Raw genomic sequence first — 20,005 nt, 5'->3', positions numbered from 1 at the left:
ACAAGTTGGCCGCTATGCAGGAAAACAGATCCCATCCCGACACCACTTTTGCGTTAAGTAACGTCTCCTTTCGTGTGCCTGGCCGCACGCTTTTACATCCCCTCTCGTTAACGTTTCCCGTGGGAAAAGTGACCGGTCTTATCGGTCATAACGGCTCCGGTAAATCAACCTTATTGAAAATGCTCGGACGTCATCAGCCACCGTCAGACGGCGAAATCCTGCTCGACGAGCAGCCGCTGGAGAGCTGGAACAGCAAAGCATTTGCCCGTAAGGTTGCCTATTTACCGCAGCAGCTGCCGCAGGCGGAAGGGATGACGGTGCGTGAACTGGTGGCGATTGGTCGCTATCCCTGGCACGGCGCGCTGGGACGCTTTGGCGTGGCTGACAGAGAAAAAGTGGAAGAGGCGATCACGCTTGTCGGGTTAAAGCCGCTGGCGCATCGACTGGTTGATAGCCTGTCAGGCGGCGAGCGTCAGCGCGCGTGGATCGCCATGCTGGTGGCGCAGGACAGTCGCTGCCTGCTGCTTGACGAACCGACGTCGGCGCTGGATATCGCGCATCAGGTTGATGTGCTGGCGCTGGTGCATCGCTTAAGCCAGCAGCGCGGACTGACGGTGATCGCCGTACTGCATGATATCAACATGGCGGCCCGCTACTGCGATTATCTGGTGGCGCTGCGCGGTGGCGAAATGATTGCTCAGGGAACGCCCGCAGAGCTGATGCGCAGTGAAACCCTGGAACTGATTTACGGCATCCCGATGGGCATTTTGCCGCATCCGGGCGGTGCCGCACCCGTGAGTTTTGTCTATTAATGGTCGGATTACATCATATCACCCGTCGACGTTTATTAACGGCGATGGCGCTGTCACCGCTGCTCTGGCAGATGAATTCGGCGCAGGCGGCGGCGGTTGATCCAAAACGTATTGTGGCGCTGGAATGGTTGCCGGTAGAACTGTTGCTGGCGCTGGGAATCACGCCCTATGGCGTAGCCGATGTTCCTAACTACAGGCTGTGGGTCAATCAACCCCCGTTGCCGGACTCGGTGATTGACGTCGGGTTACGCACAGAACCCAATCTTGAACTGCTGACCGAAATGAAACCCTCGTTTATGGTCTGGTCGGCAGGCTATGGCCCCGCGCCAGAAAAACTGGCGCGTATTGCGCCGGGTCGCGGATTTAGCTTCAGCGACGGCAAAAAACCGCTGGCAGTCGCTCGCCAGTCGTTGCAGGAGATGGCGCAACTGCTGAATCTGCAAACTGCCGCTGAAGGTCATCTGGCGCACTACGATAGCGTGATTGCCAGCCTGAAACCGCGCTTTATTCACCGCGGCGCGCGTCCCGTGCTCCTGACATCCCTGCTTGATTCGCGGCATATGCTGGTATTTGGCCCGAACAGTTTGTTCCAGGAGGTGCTGGACGAATACGGGATCCCTAACGCCTGGCAGGGAGAAACCAACTTCTGGGGCAGCACTGCCGTGGGGATTGACCGGCTTGCCGCGTATAAAGATGTTGATGTGCTGTGCTTCGATCATGGTAACGATAAAGAAATGGACGCGCTGATGTCCACGCCGCTGTGGCAGGCGATGCCGTTTGTTCGCGCCGGGCGCTTTCAGCGGGTACCCGCGGTCTGGTTTTATGGCGGCACGCTGTCGGCGATGCATTTTGCCCGCATTCTGGACACTGCGCTGGGAGGCAAAGCGTGAGCAGGAAACTTGAAATGCCGGATGGCGACGCTAAAAGCGCCTTATCCGGCCTACGGTTCGGGCGCGTTGTAGGCTGGATAAGGCGAAGCCGCCATCCGGCGTTGCTGCTGGTGGCACTGTTTATTGTTGCGATCTGGCTGACCTGGATTAACTTCTCCATTGCCCTGCCGCGTGACCAGTGGCAGCAGGCTATCTGGTCACCGAATATCGACGCCATCGAACAGATGGTTTTCCATTACAGCCTGCTGCCACGACTGGCGATTGCGTTACTGGTCGGTGCCGGATTGGGCCTGGTTGGCGTGCTGTTTCAGCAGGTGTTACGTAACCCGCTGGCGGAGCCGACCACGCTGGGTGTGGCAACCGGTGCGCAACTGGGCATTACGGTCACCACGCTGTGGGCCATTCCCGGCGCGTTGACCACGCAATTCGCAGCGCTGGCCGGGGCGTGTATCGTCGGGGCGCTGGTGTTTGGCGTTGCCTGGGGCAAGCGTTTGTCACCTGTGACGCTGATCCTCGCTGGTCTGGTGGTCAGCCTGTACTGCGGTGCGATTAACCAGCTAATGGTCCTCTTCCACCACGATCAGCTGCAAAGCATGTTTATGTGGAGCAGCGGAACGCTCACCCAAACCGACTGGAACGGCGTGCAGCGTCTGTGGCCACAGCTGCTGGGCGGCGTGATGCTGACCCTGCTGTTACTGCGTCCGATGACGCTGATGGGGCTGGATGACGGGGTAGCGCGTAATCTCGGGCTGGCGCTGTCGCTGGCGCGTCTGGCGGCGTTAACGCTGGCGATTGTGCTCAGTGCCTTGCTGGTTAACGCGGTGGGGATTATCGGCTTTATCGGCCTGTTTGCCCCGCTGCTGGCGAAAATGCTCGGCGCGCGGCGTTTGCTGGCGCGCCTGATGCTGGCCCCGCTGATTGGGGCCCTGATCCTCTGGCTTTCCGATCAAATTATTCTGTGGTTGACCCGCGTGTGGATGGAAGTCTCCACCGGTTCGGTGACCGCGTTGATTGGTGCGCCGCTGCTGCTGTGGCTGCTGCCGCGCCTGCGCAGCATGAGCGCGCCGGATATGAATGCCAATAACCACGTGGCAGCAGAACGTCAGAACGTGCTGATGTTCGCGCTGGCGGGTGGGGCGATATTGCTGCTGACCGTCGTTGTGGCGCTGTCGTTTGGTCGCGATGCCCACGGCTGGAGCTGGGCCAGCGGTGCGATGCTGGATGAGCTGATGCCCTGGCGCTGGCCGCGTATTCTGGCGGCGCTGATTGCCGGGATGATGCTGGCAGTGGCGGGCTGTATTATTCAGCGCCTGACCGGTAACCCGATGGCCAGTCCGGAAGTCCTTGGGATTAGCTCCGGTGCCGCGTTTGGCGTGGTGTTGATGCTGTTCCTCGTACCGGGTGATGCGTTTGGCTGGCTGCTGCCCGCCGGAAGTCTCGGGGCGGCGGTAACGCTGCTGATTATTATGATTGCCGCCGGGCGCGGCGGCTTCTCGCCGCAACGCATGCTGCTGGCGGGGATGGCGCTCAGCACCGCGTTCACGATGCTGCTGATGATGTTGCAGGCCAGCGGCGATCCGCGGATGGCAAGCGTGCTGACCTGGATCTCCGGCTCGACCTACAACGCCACTGGCGAACAGGTGCTACGGACCGGGATCGTGATGGTGATTCTGCTGGCGGTTACGCCGCTGTGCCGTCGCTGGTTAACGATTTTACCGCTGGGCGGGGAGACGGCGCGGGCGGTGGGTATCGCATTGACGCCGTCGCGCGTGACGTTACTGATGTTGGCTGCGGGCCTGACGGCGACAGCCACCATGACCATCGGGCCGCTGAGCTTTGTTGGGCTGATGGCGCCGCACATTGCGCGGATGTTAGGTTTCCGGCGCACGATGCCGCATATGGTCATCTCGGCGCTGGCGGGAGGCGTGTTGCTGGTGTTTGCCGACTGGTGCGGGCGAATGGTGCTGTTTCCGTATCAGATCCCGGCGGGATTACTGTCGACGTTTATTGGTGCGCCGTACTTTATCTATTTGTTGAGAAAGCAGAGTCGCTGAGTTTGCCGGATGGCGGCCTATGGACGGACCCCTTTCATGTAGGCCGGATAAGACGCTTTGCGTCGCCATCCGGCAATAAAAAAGCCGGGTGGCGGCTTCGCCTTACCCGGCCTACGTTGTTTCTGGACGTTCTCTTTTACAGCTTCGCAAACACCCGGCGCGCGGCGTCGACAGTGTTATTGATATCTTCCATGCTGTGCGCCACGGACATAAAGCCCGCTTCAAACGCGGACGGTGCCAGATAAACACCTTCATCCAGCATCATGTGGAAGAAGCGCTTGAAGCGCTCAACGTCACATGCCATCACGTCCTGATAGCAGGTCACGGTTTCGGCATCGGTGAAGAAAATCCCGAACATCCCGCCCACATGGTTCACCACCAGCGGAATATTGGCTTCCTGAGCGGCTTCCAGCAGACCTTCTGCCAGACGCGTGGTGAGGTCATCTAAGGTCTCATGAATTCCCGGCTGAGCAACTTCGTTCAGACAGGCGAATCCTGCTGCCATGGCTATCGGGTTACCGGACAGCGTTCCCGCCTGGTAAACCGGGCCGGTAGGTGCCAGTGCGTCCATCACATCACGACGACCGCCGAATGCACCAACAGGCATGCCACCACCGATGATTTTGCCCAGACAGGTCAGGTCCGGCACCACGCCGTAGTAATCCTGCGCGCCCGCCAGCGCGACGCGGAAACCGGTCATCACTTCATCGATGATCAACAGCGCACCGAACTCGTCGCACAGCGCACGCAGGCCTGGCAGGAATTCCGGCAGAGGCGGGATGCAGTTCATGTTGCCCGCGACTGGCTCGACGATGATGCAGGCAATGTCCTGCGGATACTGCTCGAATGCCGCCCGCACCGAGGACAGATCGTTATAGGTGCAGGTCAGGGTATGCTTGGCAAAATCGGCCGGAACGCCCGGAGAGTTCGGCTGGCCCAACGTCAGCGCACCGGAACCGGCTTTTACCAGCAGGCAGTCAGCATGACCGTGATAGCAGCCTTCAAATTTGATGATTTTATCGCGACCGGTGAAGCCACGCGCCAGACGGATGGCGCTCATCGTTGCTTCGGTACCGGAGTTGACCATACGCACCATGTCCATGGTGGGCACAAGCTCGGTAACCAGCGCCGCCATTTTGACTTCCATCTCGGTCGGTGCACCAAAGCTCAGACCGCGCTCGGCGGCTTCGATCACTGCATTGCGGATCGCCGGGTGGTTATGACCCAGCACCATCGGGCCCCAGGATCCGACGTAATCGATGTAGGCTTTACCATCGACGTCATACAGATACGCGCCATCTGCTTTTTCGATAAACAGCGGAGTACCACCCACGCCGGTAAAGGCGCGAACAGGGGAGTTAACGCCGCCGGGGATCAGTTCGCGTGCTGCGCTGTAGAGGTTCTCAGACTTACTCATGGATGGGGTCCTGGTTCGTAGAAAAAGTGAATGCGGGCTATTCTAGTTATTCAGTGAAGGTTATGAAAGTTTTGTGCATTGGAAACAATACGATTTGCAGGGGATTTTCACAAAATGAGCGAGTAGAATGCCGACTCCGTATTTGTATTACCAATTAATGATCATCTGATGAAAACAGACTCTCCCTCTTTTGAAGCACAGCAAATTGTGCGTTTACGGCGCAGGGATCAGATCCGTCGACTCCTTGATCGGGACAAGACACCGCTGGCGATCCTCTTTATGGCGGCCGTGGTGGGTACCGTAACCGGGCTGGTGGGCGTGGCGTTTGAGAAATCTGTCACCTGGGTACAGAACCTGCGCATTGGCGCACTGGCACGGGTTGCCGATCATGCCATTCTGGTATGGCCGCTGGCCTTTATTCTCTCGGCGCTGCTGGCCATGGTGGGCTATTTTCTGGTGCGTAAATTTGCACCCGAGGCCGGTGGTTCGGGGATCCCTGAGATAGAAGGCGCGCTGGAAGAGCTGCGTCCGGTGCGCTGGTGGCGCGTATTGCCGGTGAAGTTTATCGGCGGCATGGGGACCTTGGGTGCCGGTATGGTGCTCGGTCGCGAAGGGCCAACGGTGCAAATCGGCGGTAATATCGGTCGCATGGTACTGGATGTCTTCCGCATGCGCAGCGCCGAAGCGCGGCATACCCTGCTGGCGACCGGTGCGGCTGCCGGTCTTTCCGCGGCGTTTAATGCGCCGCTGGCGGGCATCTTGTTCATTCTTGAAGAGATGCGTCCGCAGTTTCGTTACAACCTTGTGTCGATCAAAGCCGTGTTTACCGGCGTTATCATGTCGAGCATTGTGTTTCGTATTTTCAACGGCGAGGCCCCGATTATTGAAGTTGGGAAGCTCTCCAACGCGCCGGTGAATACCCTGTGGCTGTATCTGATCCTCGGGATTATTTTTGGCTGCGTCGGGCCATGGTTCAATACCCTGGTGCTACGTACCCAGGATATGTTTCAGCGGTTCCACGGCGGTGACATTAAAAAATGGGTGCTGATGGGTGGGGCGATCGGCGGCCTGTGTGGGATCCTGGGCTTAATTAAACCTGAAGCCGCAGGCGGTGGGTTTAACCTGATCCCGATCGCCGCCGCGGGTAATTTTAGTGTCGGCATCTTGCTGTTTATTTTTGTTGCCCGGGTTATCACCACGCTACTGTGCTTCTCATCCGGTGCGCCGGGCGGGATTTTTGCTCCGATGCTGGCGCTGGGGACACTGCTCGGTACCGCGTTCGGCATGGCGGCCGCGGCCTCTTTCCCGCAGTACCATCTGGAGGCCGGGACGTTTGCCATTGCCGGAATGGGGGCGTTGCTGGCGGCGTCGGTACGTGCGCCGCTGACTGGCATCGTGCTGGTGCTGGAAATGACAGATAACTATCAGCTCATTTTGCCAATGATTATTACCTGTCTTGGCGCAACACTATTAGCCCAATTTATGGGCGGAAAGCCGCTATACTCGACTATCCTTGCCCGTACGCTGGCAAAACAGGAAGCGGAGCAGGCGGCGAAAAGCCAGGGTACTGCCGCTGGCGAGAATACTTGAACGAAATACCAGGGTATTAGATAATGGCCTTAACCATTGGGTTATAATTTGCCCAATTGCCAATGTCGTTTGGAGCAATATATGAGTGATGATGTAGCGCTGCCACTGCAATTTACTGAAGCAGCAGCCAATAAAGTAAAAAGCCTGATCGCTGACGAAGATAACCCGAATCTGAAATTGCGCGTGTATATCACCGGCGGTGGTTGCAGCGGTTTCCAGTATGGTTTCACCTTTGATGATCAGGTGAATGATGGCGATATGACCATTGAGAAACAGGGCGTTGGCCTGGTGGTTGACCCGATGAGCCTGCAGTATCTGGTAGGCGGCGCGGTTGACTATACCGAAGGTCTGGAAGGTTCCCGCTTCGTGGTGACTAACCCTAACGCCAAAAGCACCTGCGGGTGTGGTTCTTCTTTCAGCATCTGATTGTTGCCCGTAGTGCCGGATGGCGGCGTAAACGCCTTGTCCGGCCTACGAATTCTGCTTTGCCCCATCAACGTCCGTTATCATCCAGCGCAAACGTCGGTAGCTTTAAGTGCCAGCGAATAGCGGCCAGTCGAATCACCAGCGTGACAACCATCCCCATCATACTGGCGTTTTCCAGTGGTATTGCGAAGGTATAAAACGCGGTTGCGTGAACAATGCCGCCGATAATGCAGGCCGTGGCGTAGATTTCTGTACGCAGTATCATCGGCACTTCACGGGCTAACACGTCACGTATGATCCCGCCGCCGACGCCGGTAATGACCCCCATACAAATCGCCACCAGCGGACCGGTTCCGGCGAGAAACGCCTTATTGACGCCAATGCCGACGAACACTGCCAGACCCACGGCGTCCAGCACCGGAAGGATCCATTTAGGCAAACGTCTGGGCTGGCGCACCAGCACGATCGTCAGCATGCTGGTGATCATCGCAACCACCAGATCGGTAGGATCTTTAACCCAGAATACCGGTCCGTGATCCAGTGCCATATCGCGGATCGTGCCGCCGCCGACGGCGGTAACCACGCCGAGGACCAGCACGCCAAACGGATCCATGCGCAATTTCCCGGCCAGTAATACGCCAGAGATAGCAAATACCGCGGTACCGACAATATCCAGCCAATAGACGAGCATGGTTAAATCCTCACAGCACACCTGGTGGGGGCCGACGCTAATTTATCTGTGAAAGCGCATTACAGAGTTGTTTTGCGGCGAGGATAATACGCGGGCTCGCGCGTTCAAACCAGTCACTATTAAGGGTAATAACCGGGATTTTTAACTGTTCTCCCCAGTATTGCTCAATTTTAATCGTTTCGCCCGAACCGCCGGTGGCGACGATTGCCTGGGGGGCTCTGGCCAGTACTTGTTCACGGCTGACCTGTGGCCAGGGAACCCGGCTGCCAGCAAAGATGTTTTCTCCCCCGCATACCTCAAGAACCTGGTGTTGAAGGGAGCCTTTTCCACTGGTAAACAGAGGATTTGCACCAAACTGGAGAAACACCCGTTTTTTCGGTTTATTGGCATACTGAGATTTTAGTAAAGCATACTCATCAAGCAATGTTTGCGCGGCCTGTTTTGCTTGCTCAGGCTTGGGGCTCCACGGTGCCAACTGGCGCAGTGCGTCGGCAACCTGCTCGATGGTGACGGCATCCACCCAGATAACCTTAATCCCCAGTGCGGTTAGCTGATTCACCTGCCGCTCGGCATTGCCTCCGCGCCAGGCGATGACCAGATCCGGTTTGAGCGCCACGATGCGTTCCAGATTCATGCCTTGCCAGGTGGAGACCTCTTCAATCTTTTTGGCCTCGGGCGGATAATTTGAGTAGCTGCTGACGCCAACGGGCGTAATGCCGGCGGCAAAGGCAAGTTCGGTGTTAGCAGGGGAGAGGGAAACTACACGCGGAGCGGCATAAAGCCACGCCGGAAGCGTAAAAAGCAGGGCGACCAGCGCCCTGGAGATGAATTTAGCCATGCGCCAGTTTCTGTACCAGCGCTTCGACCATCAGGCTTGACTGCTTCGCGGCAACCACCAGGAATTCGTCAAAGCTCAGGTGGGACTGCTGATCGGCAACGTCAGAGATGGCGCGAACCACCACGAACGGAACGCTAAAGTTGTGGCACACGTGCGCAATTGCCGTGGCTTCCATTTCTACAGCGATGGCCTGCGGAAAGTTATGCTGAATTTTTGCCAGGCCGACAGAGCCGTTGATGAAGGCATCGCCGCTCACGATCAGACCACGAACGGCGTTCAGGTTCAGTTCTGCAATGCAGGATTCTGCCGCGGCGATAAGCGCAGGGTCGGCTTTAAAACCTGCCGGGCAGCCCGGTAACTGACCGAATTCATAGCCAAACGCGGTGACGTCAGCGTCGTGATAACGCGCTTCGTCAGAGACCACAATATCGCCGACTTTCAGCGTAGAAGCCAGACCGCCCGCAGAACCTGTATTAATGATGGCATCAGGCTTGCAACGTTCCAGCAGCAGCGTGGCGCCCAGCGCCGCAGCCACTTTACCGATGCCCGATTTCAGTAGCGCAACCTCAGTCCCGTTCAGTTGGCCGGTATAAATTTCACAACCGCCGAGAGTGATTGTCTGACGGTTTTCGATTTTGTCACGCAGTAGCGTAACTTCTTCTTCCATTGCACCAATGATGCCGATTTTCATAGATTTACTCGCGATAAGCCAGATTTGAGGGCATAGTCTATCATGCGCTTAAGGGGTAGCGCATTTCTCAGGCGGGAGAGGACATGGCACAGATCGATTTTCGAAAAAAAATAAACTGGCATCGTCGTTACCGTTCGCCGCAGGGCGTAAAGTCTGAACATGAGATCCTGCGCATTTTTGAAAGCGATCGTGGACGTATTATCAATTCTCCGGCAATCCGCCGACTGCAGCAAAAAACCCAGGTCTTTCCGCTGGAGCGTAACGCCGCAGTGCGTACGCGTCTGACGCACTCAATGGAAGTACAGCAGGTCGGGCGCTACATCGCCAAAGAGATCCTCAGCCGACTGAAAGAGCTAAAACTGTTAGAGCAGTATGGCCTGGATGAATTAACCGGTCCGTTTGAAAGCGTTGTCGAAATGTCTTGTCTGATGCATGACATTGGCAATCCGCCGTTTGGTCACTTTGGTGAAGCGGCGATTAACGACTGGTTTCGCCAGCGGCTTTTCCCCGCCGATGCGGAAAGCCAGCCTCTCAGCGACGATCGCTGCCTGATCGCGGCGCTACGTTTGCGCGAAGGCGAAGAGTCGCTCAATGACATTCGCCGCAAGGTGCGTCAGGATCTGTGCCATTTTGAAGGGAATGCGCAGGGTATTCGTCTGGTGCATACGTTGATGCGCATGAATCTGACGTGGGCGCAGGTCGGCGGTATTTTAAAATATACTCGTCCGGCGTGGTGGCGTGGAAAGACGCCCGCAACGCATAACTATTTAATGAAGAAACCGGGCTATTACCTTTCCGAGGAACCGTATATTGAACGGTTACGTAAAGAGTTATCATTAGCACCTTACAGTCGTTTTCCATTAACCTGGATTATGGAAGCCGCTGACGACATCTCTTATTGCGTGGCCGATCTTGAAGATGCCGTGGAGAAAAGAATCTTCAGCGTCGAGCAACTGTATCATCATCTGTATGAGGCCTGGGGGCAACATGAAAAAGGCTCCCTGTTTAATCAGGTCGTGGAGAACGCGTGGGAAAAATCGCGCTCAAATACATTAAGTCGTAGTACAGAAGATCAGTTCTTTATGTATTTGCGGGTCAACACGCTAAATAAACTGGTGCCCTACGCCGCGCAGCGTTTTATTGATAATTTGCCACAGATTTTTGAGGGCAGCTTTAATCACGCCCTGTTAGAAGACGCCAGCAGCTTCAGCCAATTGCTGGGAGTCTATAAAAATGTGGCAATGAAACATGTGTTTAGCCATCCTGATGTCGAGCAACTGGAATTACAGGGCTATCGGGTGATCAGTGGCCTGCTGGAGATCTATCAGCCGTTATTAAAGATGGCGCTTGCCGATTTTTCTACACTTGTTCAAAATGAAAGATTAAAACAGTTCCCCATTGAGTCACGCTTATTTCAAAAGCTCTCTACGCGCCATCGACTTGCTTATGTCGAAGTGGTCAGTAAAATATCTCCGACGTCTGCCGAGTACCCGGTACTGGAATATTATTATCGCTGCCGCCTGATCCAGGATTATATCAGCGGGATGACCGATTTGTATGCCTGGGATGAATATCGACGGTTGATGGCGGTAGAACAATAAATATCCATTTGTAAAGACGGACAATAAAATTTTACTTTTTCCTTAAAGTTTATTCTGGAACTTAGCGCGATAAAACGACTCTGACGTATACAGCAATTTTGCGTTATCAGTTAATCGAGAATGAAACACATGAAAAAAACCACATTAGCAATGAGTGCACTGGCTCTGAGTTTAGGTTTGGCGTTGTCCCCTCTGTCTGCAACGGCGGCTGAGACTGCGTCTTCAGCAACCACGGCTCAACAGATGCCAAGTCTGGCCCCGATGCTCGAAAAAGTGATGCCATCGGTGGTGAGTATTAACGTCGAGGGGAGCACGACGGTGAATACGCCGCGTATGCCGCGTAATTTCCAGCAGTTCTTTGGGGATAACTCCCCGTTCTGTCAGGACGGTTCTCCATTCCAGAGTTCCCCATTCTGTCAGGAAGGCGCTCCGGGCGCGGGTAATGGAGGCGGTCAGCAGCAGAAATTTATGGCGCTGGGTTCTGGCGTGATTATCGATGCTGCAAAAGGCTATGTTGTGACCAACAACCACGTGGTGGATAACGCCACAGTGATTAAAGTTCAATTGAGCGATGGGCGTAAATTTGATGCGAAGATGGTTGGTAAAGACCCGCGTTCTGACATCGCGCTGATTCAGATTCAGGATCCGAAGAACCTGACGGCAATCAAGTTGGCAGACTCTGATGCGCTGCGCGTGGGTGATTATACCGTGGCGATTGGTAACCCGTTTGGCCTCGGTGAAACGGTGACCTCCGGTATTGTTTCTGCACTGGGTCGTAGCGGCCTGAACGCAGAAAACTATGAAAACTTTATCCAGACGGATGCGGCGATCAACCGCGGTAACTCCGGTGGCGCACTGGTCAACCTGAACGGTGAGCTGATCGGTATTAACACCGCGATCCTCGCGCCGGACGGTGGCAACATCGGTATCGGTTTTGCTATCCCAAGTAACATGGTGAAAAACCTGACCTCTCAGATGGTGGAGTTCGGTCAGGTGAAACGCGGTGAGCTGGGGATTATGGGGACTGAGCTGAGCTCTGAGCTGGCGAAGGCGATGAAAGTAGATGCCCAGCGTGGGGCATTCGTCAGCCAGGTGATGCCGAACTCCTCTGCAGCGAAAGCGGGTATTAAAGCCGGTGACGTAATTACCTCGCTGAACGGTAAGCCGATCAGCAGCTTCGCCGCGCTGCGTGCGCAGGTGGGTACCATGCCGGTAGGCAGCAAAATTAGCCTTGGCCTGCTGCGTGATGGTAAACCTGTGACGGTGAATCTGGAACTGCAGCAGAGCAGCCAGACTCAGGTTGATTCCAGCTCCATCTTCAAAGGCATTGAAGGGGCGGATATGAGCAACAAAGGCCAGGACAAAGGTGTCGTGGTCAGCGATGTGAAGCCAAATACGCCGGCAGCAATGATTGGACTGAAGAAAGGGGATGTGATTATCGGCGCGAACCAGCAGCCGGTGAAAAACATTGCCGAACTGCGCAAAATCCTCGACAGCAAACCGGCTGTTCTGGCGCTGAATATTCAGCGTGGTGACAGCTCTATCTATCTGTTGATGCAGTAAGCCTCTCTAAACCCCTTCCCGTTAGCGGGGAGGGGTTTCTTTTTGTGAACCCTCCCACAACTCCACACTTCTCTCCTTCAGTTTGTGCATCTGCACAATGCCGCCGCTGATTATCTTCCTTATGCTGAGCGCTGCTCACAGGAGGGTTTTATGGCTGGCTGGCATCTTGATACTAAAATGGCGCAGGATATCGTGGCGCGCACGATGCGCATCATCGATACCAATATCAACGTAATGGATGCCCGTGGGCGGATCATTGGCAGCGGCGATCGTGAACGTATTGGTGAATTGCACGAAGGTGCGCTGCTGGTGCTTTCACAAGGCCGGGTAGTTGATATTGATGATGCGGTCGCGAAGCATTTGCACGGCGTACGACAGGGGATAAACCTGCCGCTACGGCTCGAGGGTGAAATTGTTGGCGTCATTGGCTTAACCGGCGAGCCGGAGCATCTGCGCAAATACGGTGAGCTGGTGTGTATGACCGCCGAAATGATGCTGGAGCAGTCGCGGCTGATGCACCTGCTGGCGCAGGACAGCCGTCTGCGCGAAGAGCTGGTCATGAACCTGATTCAGGCGGAGGAAAATATCCCCGCGCTGATGGAATGGGCGCAGCGTTTAGGTATTGATTTGAACCAGCCTCGCGTGGTCGCAGTGCTGGAAGTCGATAGCGGCCAACTGGGTGTTGACAGCGCGATGGCTGAGCTGCAGCAGCTACAGAATGCGTTGACTACGCCCGAACGTAACAACCTGATTGCGATTGTGTCACTGACCGAGATGGTGGTGCTGAAACCGGCGCTTAATCAGTTTGGCCGCTGGGATGCGGAAGATCACCGCAAACGCGTGGAACAGCTTATCGCCCGCATGAAAGAGAACGGACAGCTGCGTTTTCGCGTGTCGCTGGGTAACTTCTTTACCGGACCAGGCAGCATTGCCCGTTCGTATCGCACTGCGCGTACGACAATGATGGTCGGTAAGCAGCGCATGCCAGAAAGCCGCAGCTATTTCTATCAGGACTTGATGTTGCCGGTGTTACTGGACAGTCTGCGCGGTGGCTGGCAGGCTAACGAGCTGGCGCGTCCGCTGGTGCGGTTGAAAGCGATGGATAACAATGGGTTGCTGCGCCGGACGCTAGCGGCATGGTTTCGCCATAACGTGCAGCCGCTGGCGACCTCAAAAGCGTTGTTTATTCACCGGAATACGCTGGAATATCGTTTGAATCGCATATCTGAACTGACCGGGTTGGATTTGGGAAATTTCGACGACAGGCTATTGCTGTATGTGGCGTTACAGCTGGATGAACAGCATTAATTGCCTGATGACGCTACGCTTATCAGGCAAAGTGCCGGGTGGCTGCTTCGCCTTACCCGGCCTACGAATACATCCACTCACGGTTATTTCCGCGTCAGTTTTTCCAGATCGGATTCAATTTCGCTGATCTTGTTGGTGACGACGCTTTCCAGATGACGTAAGTCATCAAGGATCTTGCGTTTAAGATCGACTTCACTGCGATCGCGCTGGCAGATCTGATCCAGCTCATCAATCACATAGCGCAGGTTTGGACTGATCTCCTGCACCTCTTTGTAACCCTGGCCGATGCCATCGGCAACCACGGTTTTACGCTGACGGGGATACTTAAACTTAACGCTCTTGGCAAAAAACTCGCCTTTATCCTTCTGGAAATAGATTTTCAGGATATCGTTGTTGGCTTCTTGCCGCAGGCTGTAACGATCGATCTCTTCAGGATTGGTAATGCCCAGACTTTTCAGATTGTCATACATAGCGGTACCCTTAAGCTCACTATAACCATTGAATAATTAACGAAAAGCCCTGTTTATGCCACTCGCAGATGTAAAAAAAGCGGGCTAAGCCCGCTTTTTCAAATTGCCGTTAGTCGATAGTACGCAACAGCTCGTTAATCCCGACTTTGCCACGCGTTTTGGCGTCGACTTTCTTGACGATTACCGCGCAGTACAGGCTGTACTTACCGTCTTTTGACGGCAGATTGCCCGATACCACAACCGAACCTGCCGGAACGCGGCCATAGAAAACTTCGCCGGTTTCGCGGTCGTAGATTTTGGTGCTTTGACCCAGGTATACGCCCATGGAGATAACGGAGCCTTCTTCGACGATCACGCCTTCTACCACTTCAGAACGTGCGCCGATGAAGCAGTTATCTTCGATGATGGTTGGGTTCGCCTGTAACGGTTCCAGCACGCCACCGATGCCGACGCCGCCGGACAGGTGAACGTTTTTACCGATCTGCGCGCATGAGCCGACGGTCGCCCAGGTATCCACCATGGAACCTTCATCAACGTAAGCGCCGATGTTGACGTAAGACGGCATCAGGACGGTATTACGGGCGATGTAGGCACCCTGGCGCACGGCCGCAGGGGGGACCACGCGGAAGCCTTCTTTCTGGAAGCGCGCTTCGTCATAGTCAGCGAATTTCATCGGGACTTTATCGAAGTAGCGGCTTTCTGCGCCGTCAATAACCTGGTTATCGTTAATACGAAAAGAGAGCAGTACCGCTTTCTTCAGCCACTGATGCGTGACCCACTGACCCTCAATCTTTTCTGCAACGCGCAGCGCACCGGAATCCAGCAGAGAAATAACCTGATTAACCGCTTCACGGGTTACGGTATCTACATTTGCCGGAGTAATTTCGGCGCGGCGCTCGAAAGCGGACTCAATAACGTTCTGTAACTGCTGCATTGTTAAACTCTTTCCATAATAAATAAACACATCACCCTTTATCGTTTGGATTGAGGGCCTCTGTCAACCGTTGATGCACTTCCTGCTGCAGCGCATTATTAAGGGCACGCCGGTCGGCCGTGGCGATTATGAATAAATCTTCTACTCGCTCGCCAATGGTTGTAATTCGGGCGCCATGCAGCGAAATTCCCAGATCGGCAAAAATCTGCCCGACCCGCGCCAGCAGGCCGGGCTGGTCGAGCGCGATAAGTTCGAGGAATGATTTTCGGTCAGTATGGGTCGGTAGAAAAGTGACCTCGGTCTCGACGGTAAAATGACGTAATTTTGCCGGCTGGCGACGTGGTTGCGGCGGCTGCCAACTGCGTTGGGTGATCGCCTGCTCCAGCCCGGAGCGGATTGCTTCGTGGCGGTCTGATGACAGCGGGCTACCGTCCGGCTCCAGCACGATAAACGTATCCATTGCCATGTTGTCGCGGGTGGTAAAAATCTGCGCATCGTGGACGCTAAGGTTACGCCGGTCCAGTTCGGCGCAAACCGCGGCAAACAGATACGGGCGGTCCGGGCTCCAGATAAAAATCTCCGTTCCGCCGCGCGTGGCCTGCGGGCTGAGTAAGATCAGCGGCTTGCTCATGTCGTGCTGCAGCAGATGACGTGCATGCCAGGCCAGCTGGTTTGGGCTGTGGCGCACGAAATAGTTGGCGCGACAGCGCGACCAGATATGGTGCAGCGCTTCTTCATCGATGTTATCCATGCGTAGTAGCGCCAGCGCCTGCAGCTGGTGATGGCGCACACGTTCGCGCATATCCGGCGTGTTTTGCATGCCCCGACGCAGCTGTTTTTCGGTAGCGAAGTACAGCTCACGCAACAGGCTTTGTTTCCAGCTGTTCCACAGCGTTTCGTTGGTGGCGCAAATGTCTGCTACCGTCAGGCAGACCAGGAAACGCAGGCGGTGTTCTGTTTGTACTTCTTCGGCGAACTGCTTAATGACTTCGGGGTCCTGAATATCGCGGCGCTGAGCCGTGACCGACATCAACAGGTGCTGGCGCACCAGCCAGGCGACCAGATTTGTTTCGCGGGAATTCAGCCCGTGGAGCTCGGCGAACTTGAGGACGTCCTGGGCACCGAGAACCGAGTGGTCGCCGCCGCGACCTTTAGCGATATCGTGGAATAGCGCGGCAATCAGAATCAGCTCCGGCTGGCGCAGGCGCGGCCAGAGATCAACACACAGCGGGTGGCGTTGGCGGGTCTCTTCTTTGGCGAAGCTTTCCAGCTTCAGCATCACGCGAATCGTGTGCTCATCCACCGTATAGGCATGAAACAGGTCAAACTGCATTTGGCCGACAATGTGCGACCACTGTGGCATATAGGCCCATAGCACGCTGTGGCGATGCATCGGCAGCAGACCGCGGCTCACTGCCCCCGGGTGGCGTAGCATGCTGAGGAACAGCGAACGCGCTTCCGGGATGTAGCACAGTGGTTGCGTCAGATGGCGACGGGCATGGCGCAAATGGCGCAGCGTAGTGGAGTAAATCCCGGTGATCGCGCTATTACGCACCATGATGTAAAACATCCGCAGAATGGCTTCCGGTTCGCGGATAAACAGATCGTCGTTACGTAAATCAATTAACGTGCCGCGTAGCTGAAAGTCGTCATCGATCGGGCGTGGCTTTTCATCAGCGGGCAGGGCGAGGATCGCCTCGTCAAACAGCTGTAGCAGCATGTGGTTCAGCTCACTGACCCTACGGGTGACGCGAAAATAGTCTTTCATCATCCGTTCGATTGGCTCGTTGCCTTCACCGCCGTAGTGCAGCCGTTGGGCCACGCTAAGCTGACGGTCAAACAGCAGACGGTTATCGTAACGCGTGACCTCCAGATGCAGCGCGAAGCGAATGCGCCAGAGGATATGCAGACACTCATTCAGTTCGGCACGTTCCGCCAGCGTCAGGAAACCGAAGCCGACCATCTCATCCAGCGACGTGGCGCCAAAGTGGCGGCGGGCCACCCACTGGAGGGTGTGAATATCGCGCAGGCCGCCGGGGCTGCTTTTGATATCCGGCTCCAGATTGTAGCTGGTGCCGTGATAGCGCTGGTGGCGCAGGTTTTGCTCTTCCACTTTGGCGGCGTAAAACTTATCGGAGGGCCAGAAACCTTCGCTGAAAATATGTTTTTGTAGCTCAAGAAACAGCGCCACGTCGCCAATCAGCAGGCGGGTTTCGATCAGGTTGGTAGCGACGGTTAAATCAGAAAGACCTTCCAGCAGACACTCTTCCAGCGTACGCACGCTGTGCCCCACCTCCAGCCTCACGTCCCACAGCAGTGTGAGCAACTCGCCGACTTTCTCAGCCTGCGCGTCAGGCAGTTTTTTACGACTCAGGATCAGCAGGTCGATATCGGAGAGCGGATGCAGCTCGCCGCGCCCGTAGCCACCGACGGCAACCAGCGCCAGATCGGCAATTTGACCGAAACCGGCTTCAATCCACAGACGTTGCAGCAGTTGGTCAATAAACTCGGTGCGGACTTCTATCAGCTGTTCTGCGGAAATACCGTTGTCAAAGGCTTCACCTAGCCAGCTCTGGAACGAATCGATATGCGCTTTTATGCCGGTACAGTTGAGATCGTGCTGAGGCCAGGTTCCCGGGTTTTGCGGTTGGCCCGGCAGGGTGGGGAGGGCAGTATTTGCGTGTTGTTCAGGAAGAGTATTCATTGTGCGCCACCCATAAAAAAGCCGGATGACGCTTACGCTTATCCGGCCTACGGGAGAGTGCCATTTGTAGGCCTGATAAGCGACAGCGCCATCAGGCAAAACATTATTCGTCGTGAGTAATGATCGCCGGGATGGTGTCATCCTTGCGTAACGTCAGAATTTCACAACCGTTTTCCGTCACCACAATAGTATGCTCGTACTGTGCAGACAAGCTACGGTCTTTGGTTTTTACCGTCCAGCCGTCTTTCATGGTGCGGATACGATAATCACCGGCGTTGAGCATCGGTTCAACGGTGAAGGTCATGCCCGGTTGCAGTACTACGCCGCCATCGTCTGCATCGTAGTGCAGAACCTGAGGCTCTTCATGGAAGCCGCGACCGATGCCGTGGCCGCAGTATTCGCGTACCACAGAGAAGCCTTCGCCTTCCGCGTATTTCTGAATGGCCGCGCCTAGCGTGCGCAGACGAATACCCGGTTTTATCATCCGCAGCGCCAAATACAGGCTTTCCTGCGTGACGCGGCACAGACGCTCGCCCAGAATCGTCGGCTTACCGACGATAAACATTTTGGAGGTGTCACCGTGGAACTCGTCTTTAATCACGGTGACGTCGATGTTGACGATGTCGCCGTCTTTCAGGTGCTTGGCGTCGTCCGGGATCCCGTGGCATACCACTTCATTGATGGAGATGCAGACGGATTTCGGATAACCGTGATAACCCAGGCACGCGGAGATCGCCTGCTGCTCGTTCACGATGTAGTCATTGCAGATGCGATCCAGTTCGCCGGTGCTGACGCCCGGTTTGATAAACGGTTCGATCATTTCCAGCACTTCGGCGGCCAGACGACCAGCGACGCGCATTTTTTCGATTTCTTCAGGGGTCTTGATTGAGATAGCCATAAATTCTGTCCATCAGTGTCGATGATTTCGACAATAATTGTGTAAGTGCTGCCAATGGTATCAGTCCCGCATACATGCTGCCAAATTGAGAATCATTAACAGCACAGACCGCCAACTATTATTGGTGTCTATGGCGTATTTGTGGTATAAAGCGCGCCGGACTTCCGATCCATTCGAAGACTACACACGATGGACGGGAGCGACAAATCTCACTTTGTGTAACAACACACACGTATCGACACATATTCCGGGGTGCCCTTTGGGGTCGGTAATATGGGATGCGTGGAGGCTTAACCCCAACTTTTATATATAGAGGTTTTAATCATGGCAACTGTTTCCATGCGCGACATGCTCAAGGCTGGTGTTCACTTCGGTCACCAGACCCGTTACTGGAACCCGAAAATGAAGCCTTTCATCTTCGGTGCGCGTAACAAAGTTCACATCATCAACCTTGAGAAAACTGTACCGATGTTCAACGAAGCTCTGGCTGAACTGAACAAGATCTCTGCTCGTAAAGGTAAAATCCTTTTCGTTGGTACTAAACGCGCTGCAAGCGAAGCGGTGAAAGAAGCTGCTAACAACTGCGACCAGTTCTTCGTGAACCATCGCTGGTTGGGCGGCATGCTGACTAACTGGAAAACCGTTCGTCAGTCCATCAAACGTCTGAAAGATCTGGAAACTCAGTCTCAGGACGGTACTTTCGAAAAGCTGACCAAGAAAGAAGCGCTGATGCGCACCCGTGAGCTTGAGAAACTGGAAAACAGCCTGGGCGGTATCAAAGACATGGGCGGTCTGCCGGACGCTCTGTTCGTAATCGATGCTGACCACGAGCACATTGCTATCAAAGAAGCAAACAACCTGGGTATCCCGGTATTTGCAATCGTTGATACCAACTCTGATCCGGACGGTGTTGACTTCGTTATCCCGGGTAACGACGACGCAATCCGTGCTGTGACCCTGTACCTGGGCGCTGTAGCTACTACCGTTCGTGAAGGCCGTTCTCAGGATCTGGCTTCCCAGGCGGAAGAAAGCTTCGTAGAAGCTGAATAATAAGGCACGCTCGTTAGAGCCCTTATAGACCAGGTAGTATCACGTTTGGTTAGGGGGCCTGTATATGG

At 55.2% G+C, this 20,005-nt stretch carries 17 protein-coding genes and 1 pseudogene; 10 read left to right on the top strand and 8 right to left on the bottom strand.

Translation table 11 applies throughout. The annotated features are described in order from the left end of the window. Window positions 1-14 precede the first annotated feature (14 nt). The 3 genes from fhuC to fhuB are packed head-to-tail and all read left to right on the top strand — an operon-like array spanning window position 15 to window position 3,756. Complete coding sequence (gene fhuC, locus QNN86_RS12860) at window positions 15-812, top strand: Fe3+-hydroxamate ABC transporter ATP-binding protein FhuC (protein ID WP_096758256.1); 798 nt, start codon at window positions 15-17, stop codon at window positions 810-812. Continuing rightward, entirely contained in the window at window positions 812-1,702 is an 891-nt protein-coding gene (gene fhuD, locus QNN86_RS12855) for a Fe(3+)-hydroxamate ABC transporter substrate-binding protein FhuD (protein WP_414211217.1), read from the top strand. The genes fhuC and fhuD overlap by 1 nt, the downstream gene beginning before the upstream one ends. Before the next feature lie 14 nt (window positions 1,703-1,716). Further along, window positions 1,717-3,756, top strand: coding sequence for a Fe(3+)-hydroxamate ABC transporter permease FhuB (gene fhuB / locus QNN86_RS12850; RefSeq protein ID WP_181619447.1), 2,040 nt, complete (start codon window positions 1,717-1,719; stop codon window positions 3,754-3,756). A gap of 136 nt (window positions 3,757-3,892) precedes the next feature. Here the strand turns inward: fhuB and hemL are convergent, their stop codons facing one another. Further along, the gene (gene hemL, locus QNN86_RS12845; protein WP_182270418.1) at window positions 3,893-5,173 is read right to left on the bottom strand and encodes a glutamate-1-semialdehyde 2,1-aminomutase; all 1,281 of its coding nucleotides are present in this window, start codon (window positions 5,171-5,173) and stop codon (window positions 3,893-3,895) included. A gap of 168 nt (window positions 5,174-5,341) precedes the next feature. On the opposite strand from hemL, the gene clcA reads away from it, so the two are divergent. The 3 genes and pseudogenes from clcA to erpA all read left to right on the top strand — a co-directional run bounded on the left by clcA (window position 5,342) and on the right by erpA (window position 7,189). Beyond that, entirely contained in the window at window positions 5,342-6,763 is a 1,422-nt protein-coding gene (gene clcA, locus QNN86_RS12840) for a H(+)/Cl(-) exchange transporter ClcA (protein ID WP_414211216.1), read from the top strand. A 23-nt stretch (window positions 6,764-6,786) separates the two neighbouring features. Continuing rightward, a pseudogene (gene yadW, locus QNN86_RS12835) lies at window positions 6,787-6,852 on the top strand (small protein YadW). Beyond that, the gene (gene erpA / locus QNN86_RS12830; RefSeq protein WP_003018581.1) at window positions 6,845-7,189 is read left to right on the top strand and encodes an iron-sulfur cluster insertion protein ErpA; all 345 of its coding nucleotides are present in this window, start codon (window positions 6,845-6,847) and stop codon (window positions 7,187-7,189) included. The pseudogene yadW and the gene erpA overlap by 8 nt, the downstream one beginning before the upstream one ends. Before the next feature lie 67 nt (window positions 7,190-7,256). On the opposite strand, the gene QNN86_RS12825 is transcribed toward erpA, so the two are convergent. Genes QNN86_RS12825 through mtnN form a run of 3 tightly spaced genes read right to left on the bottom strand, consistent with a single transcriptional unit; the run spans window position 7,257 to window position 9,409 of the window. Further along, window positions 7,257-7,880, bottom strand: coding sequence for a TRIC cation channel family protein (locus QNN86_RS12825; protein ID WP_135912565.1), 624 nt, complete (start codon window positions 7,878-7,880; stop codon window positions 7,257-7,259). A 37-nt stretch (window positions 7,881-7,917) separates the two neighbouring features. Beyond that, a complete protein-coding gene (gene btuF / locus QNN86_RS12820; protein WP_414211214.1) occupies window positions 7,918-8,718 on the bottom strand; it encodes a vitamin B12 ABC transporter substrate-binding protein BtuF in 801 nt (266 codons plus the stop codon). Further along, complete coding sequence (gene mtnN, locus QNN86_RS12815; RefSeq protein ID WP_181618682.1) at window positions 8,711-9,409, bottom strand: 5'-methylthioadenosine/S-adenosylhomocysteine nucleosidase; 699 nt, start codon at window positions 9,407-9,409, stop codon at window positions 8,711-8,713. The genes btuF and mtnN overlap by 8 nt, the downstream gene beginning before the upstream one ends. An 83-nt stretch (window positions 9,410-9,492) precedes the next feature. On the opposite strand from mtnN, the gene dgt reads away from it, so the two are divergent. The 3 genes from dgt to cdaR all read left to right on the top strand — a co-directional run bounded on the left by dgt (window position 9,493) and on the right by cdaR (window position 13,881). After that, the gene (gene dgt / locus QNN86_RS12810) at window positions 9,493-11,010 is read left to right on the top strand and encodes a dGTPase (protein WP_414211213.1); all 1,518 of its coding nucleotides are present in this window, start codon (window positions 9,493-9,495) and stop codon (window positions 11,008-11,010) included. A 129-nt stretch (window positions 11,011-11,139) separates the two neighbouring features. Continuing rightward, window positions 11,140-12,573 (top strand): serine endoprotease DegP, encoded by a 1,434-nt coding sequence (gene degP / locus QNN86_RS12805; RefSeq protein ID WP_181618684.1) that lies wholly within the window; start codon window positions 11,140-11,142, stop codon window positions 12,571-12,573. Window positions 12,574-12,723: 150 nt separating this feature from the next. Beyond that, window positions 12,724-13,881: a DNA-binding transcriptional regulator CdaR gene (gene cdaR / locus QNN86_RS12800; protein ID WP_414211212.1), complete on the top strand. Its 1,158-nt coding sequence runs from the start codon at window positions 12,724-12,726 to the stop codon at window positions 13,879-13,881. A gap of 83 nt (window positions 13,882-13,964) precedes the next feature. Here cdaR and QNN86_RS12795 read toward each other — a convergent pair whose 3' ends face one another. The 4 genes from QNN86_RS12795 to map all read right to left on the bottom strand — a co-directional run bounded on the left by QNN86_RS12795 (window position 13,965) and on the right by map (window position 18,887). Further along, window positions 13,965-14,351 carry a DUF3461 family protein gene (locus tag QNN86_RS12795; protein ID WP_096758245.1) on the bottom strand — a complete coding sequence of 129 codons (387 nt, stop codon included), beginning with the start codon at window positions 14,349-14,351 and terminating at the stop codon, window positions 13,965-13,967. A gap of 109 nt (window positions 14,352-14,460) precedes the next feature. Beyond that, window positions 14,461-15,285: a 2,3,4,5-tetrahydropyridine-2,6-dicarboxylate N-succinyltransferase gene (dapD, locus tag QNN86_RS12790; protein ID WP_181618685.1), complete on the bottom strand. Its 825-nt coding sequence runs from the start codon at window positions 15,283-15,285 to the stop codon at window positions 14,461-14,463. Between the two features lie 31 nt (window positions 15,286-15,316). Further along, complete coding sequence (glnD, locus tag QNN86_RS12785; protein WP_414211211.1) at window positions 15,317-17,989, bottom strand: bifunctional uridylyltransferase/uridylyl-removing protein GlnD; 2,673 nt, start codon at window positions 17,987-17,989, stop codon at window positions 15,317-15,319. Between the two features lie 103 nt (window positions 17,990-18,092). Beyond that, a complete protein-coding gene (gene map / locus QNN86_RS12780; RefSeq protein ID WP_181618687.1) occupies window positions 18,093-18,887 on the bottom strand; it encodes a type I methionyl aminopeptidase in 795 nt (264 codons plus the stop codon). A 324-nt stretch (window positions 18,888-19,211) separates the two neighbouring features. Between map and rpsB the strand changes: the two genes are divergently transcribed. Then, window positions 19,212-19,937 (top strand): 30S ribosomal protein S2, encoded by a 726-nt coding sequence (rpsB, locus tag QNN86_RS12775; protein WP_016151758.1) that lies wholly within the window; start codon window positions 19,212-19,214, stop codon window positions 19,935-19,937. Window positions 19,938-20,005 lie beyond the last annotated feature (68 nt).

This window comes from Citrobacter sp. C348, from assembly GCF_047467975.1.
Classification (GTDB): Bacteria; Pseudomonadota; Gammaproteobacteria; order Enterobacterales; family Enterobacteriaceae; genus Citrobacter; species Citrobacter gillenii.
This window is presented reverse-complemented; position numbering and strand designations above follow the sequence as displayed.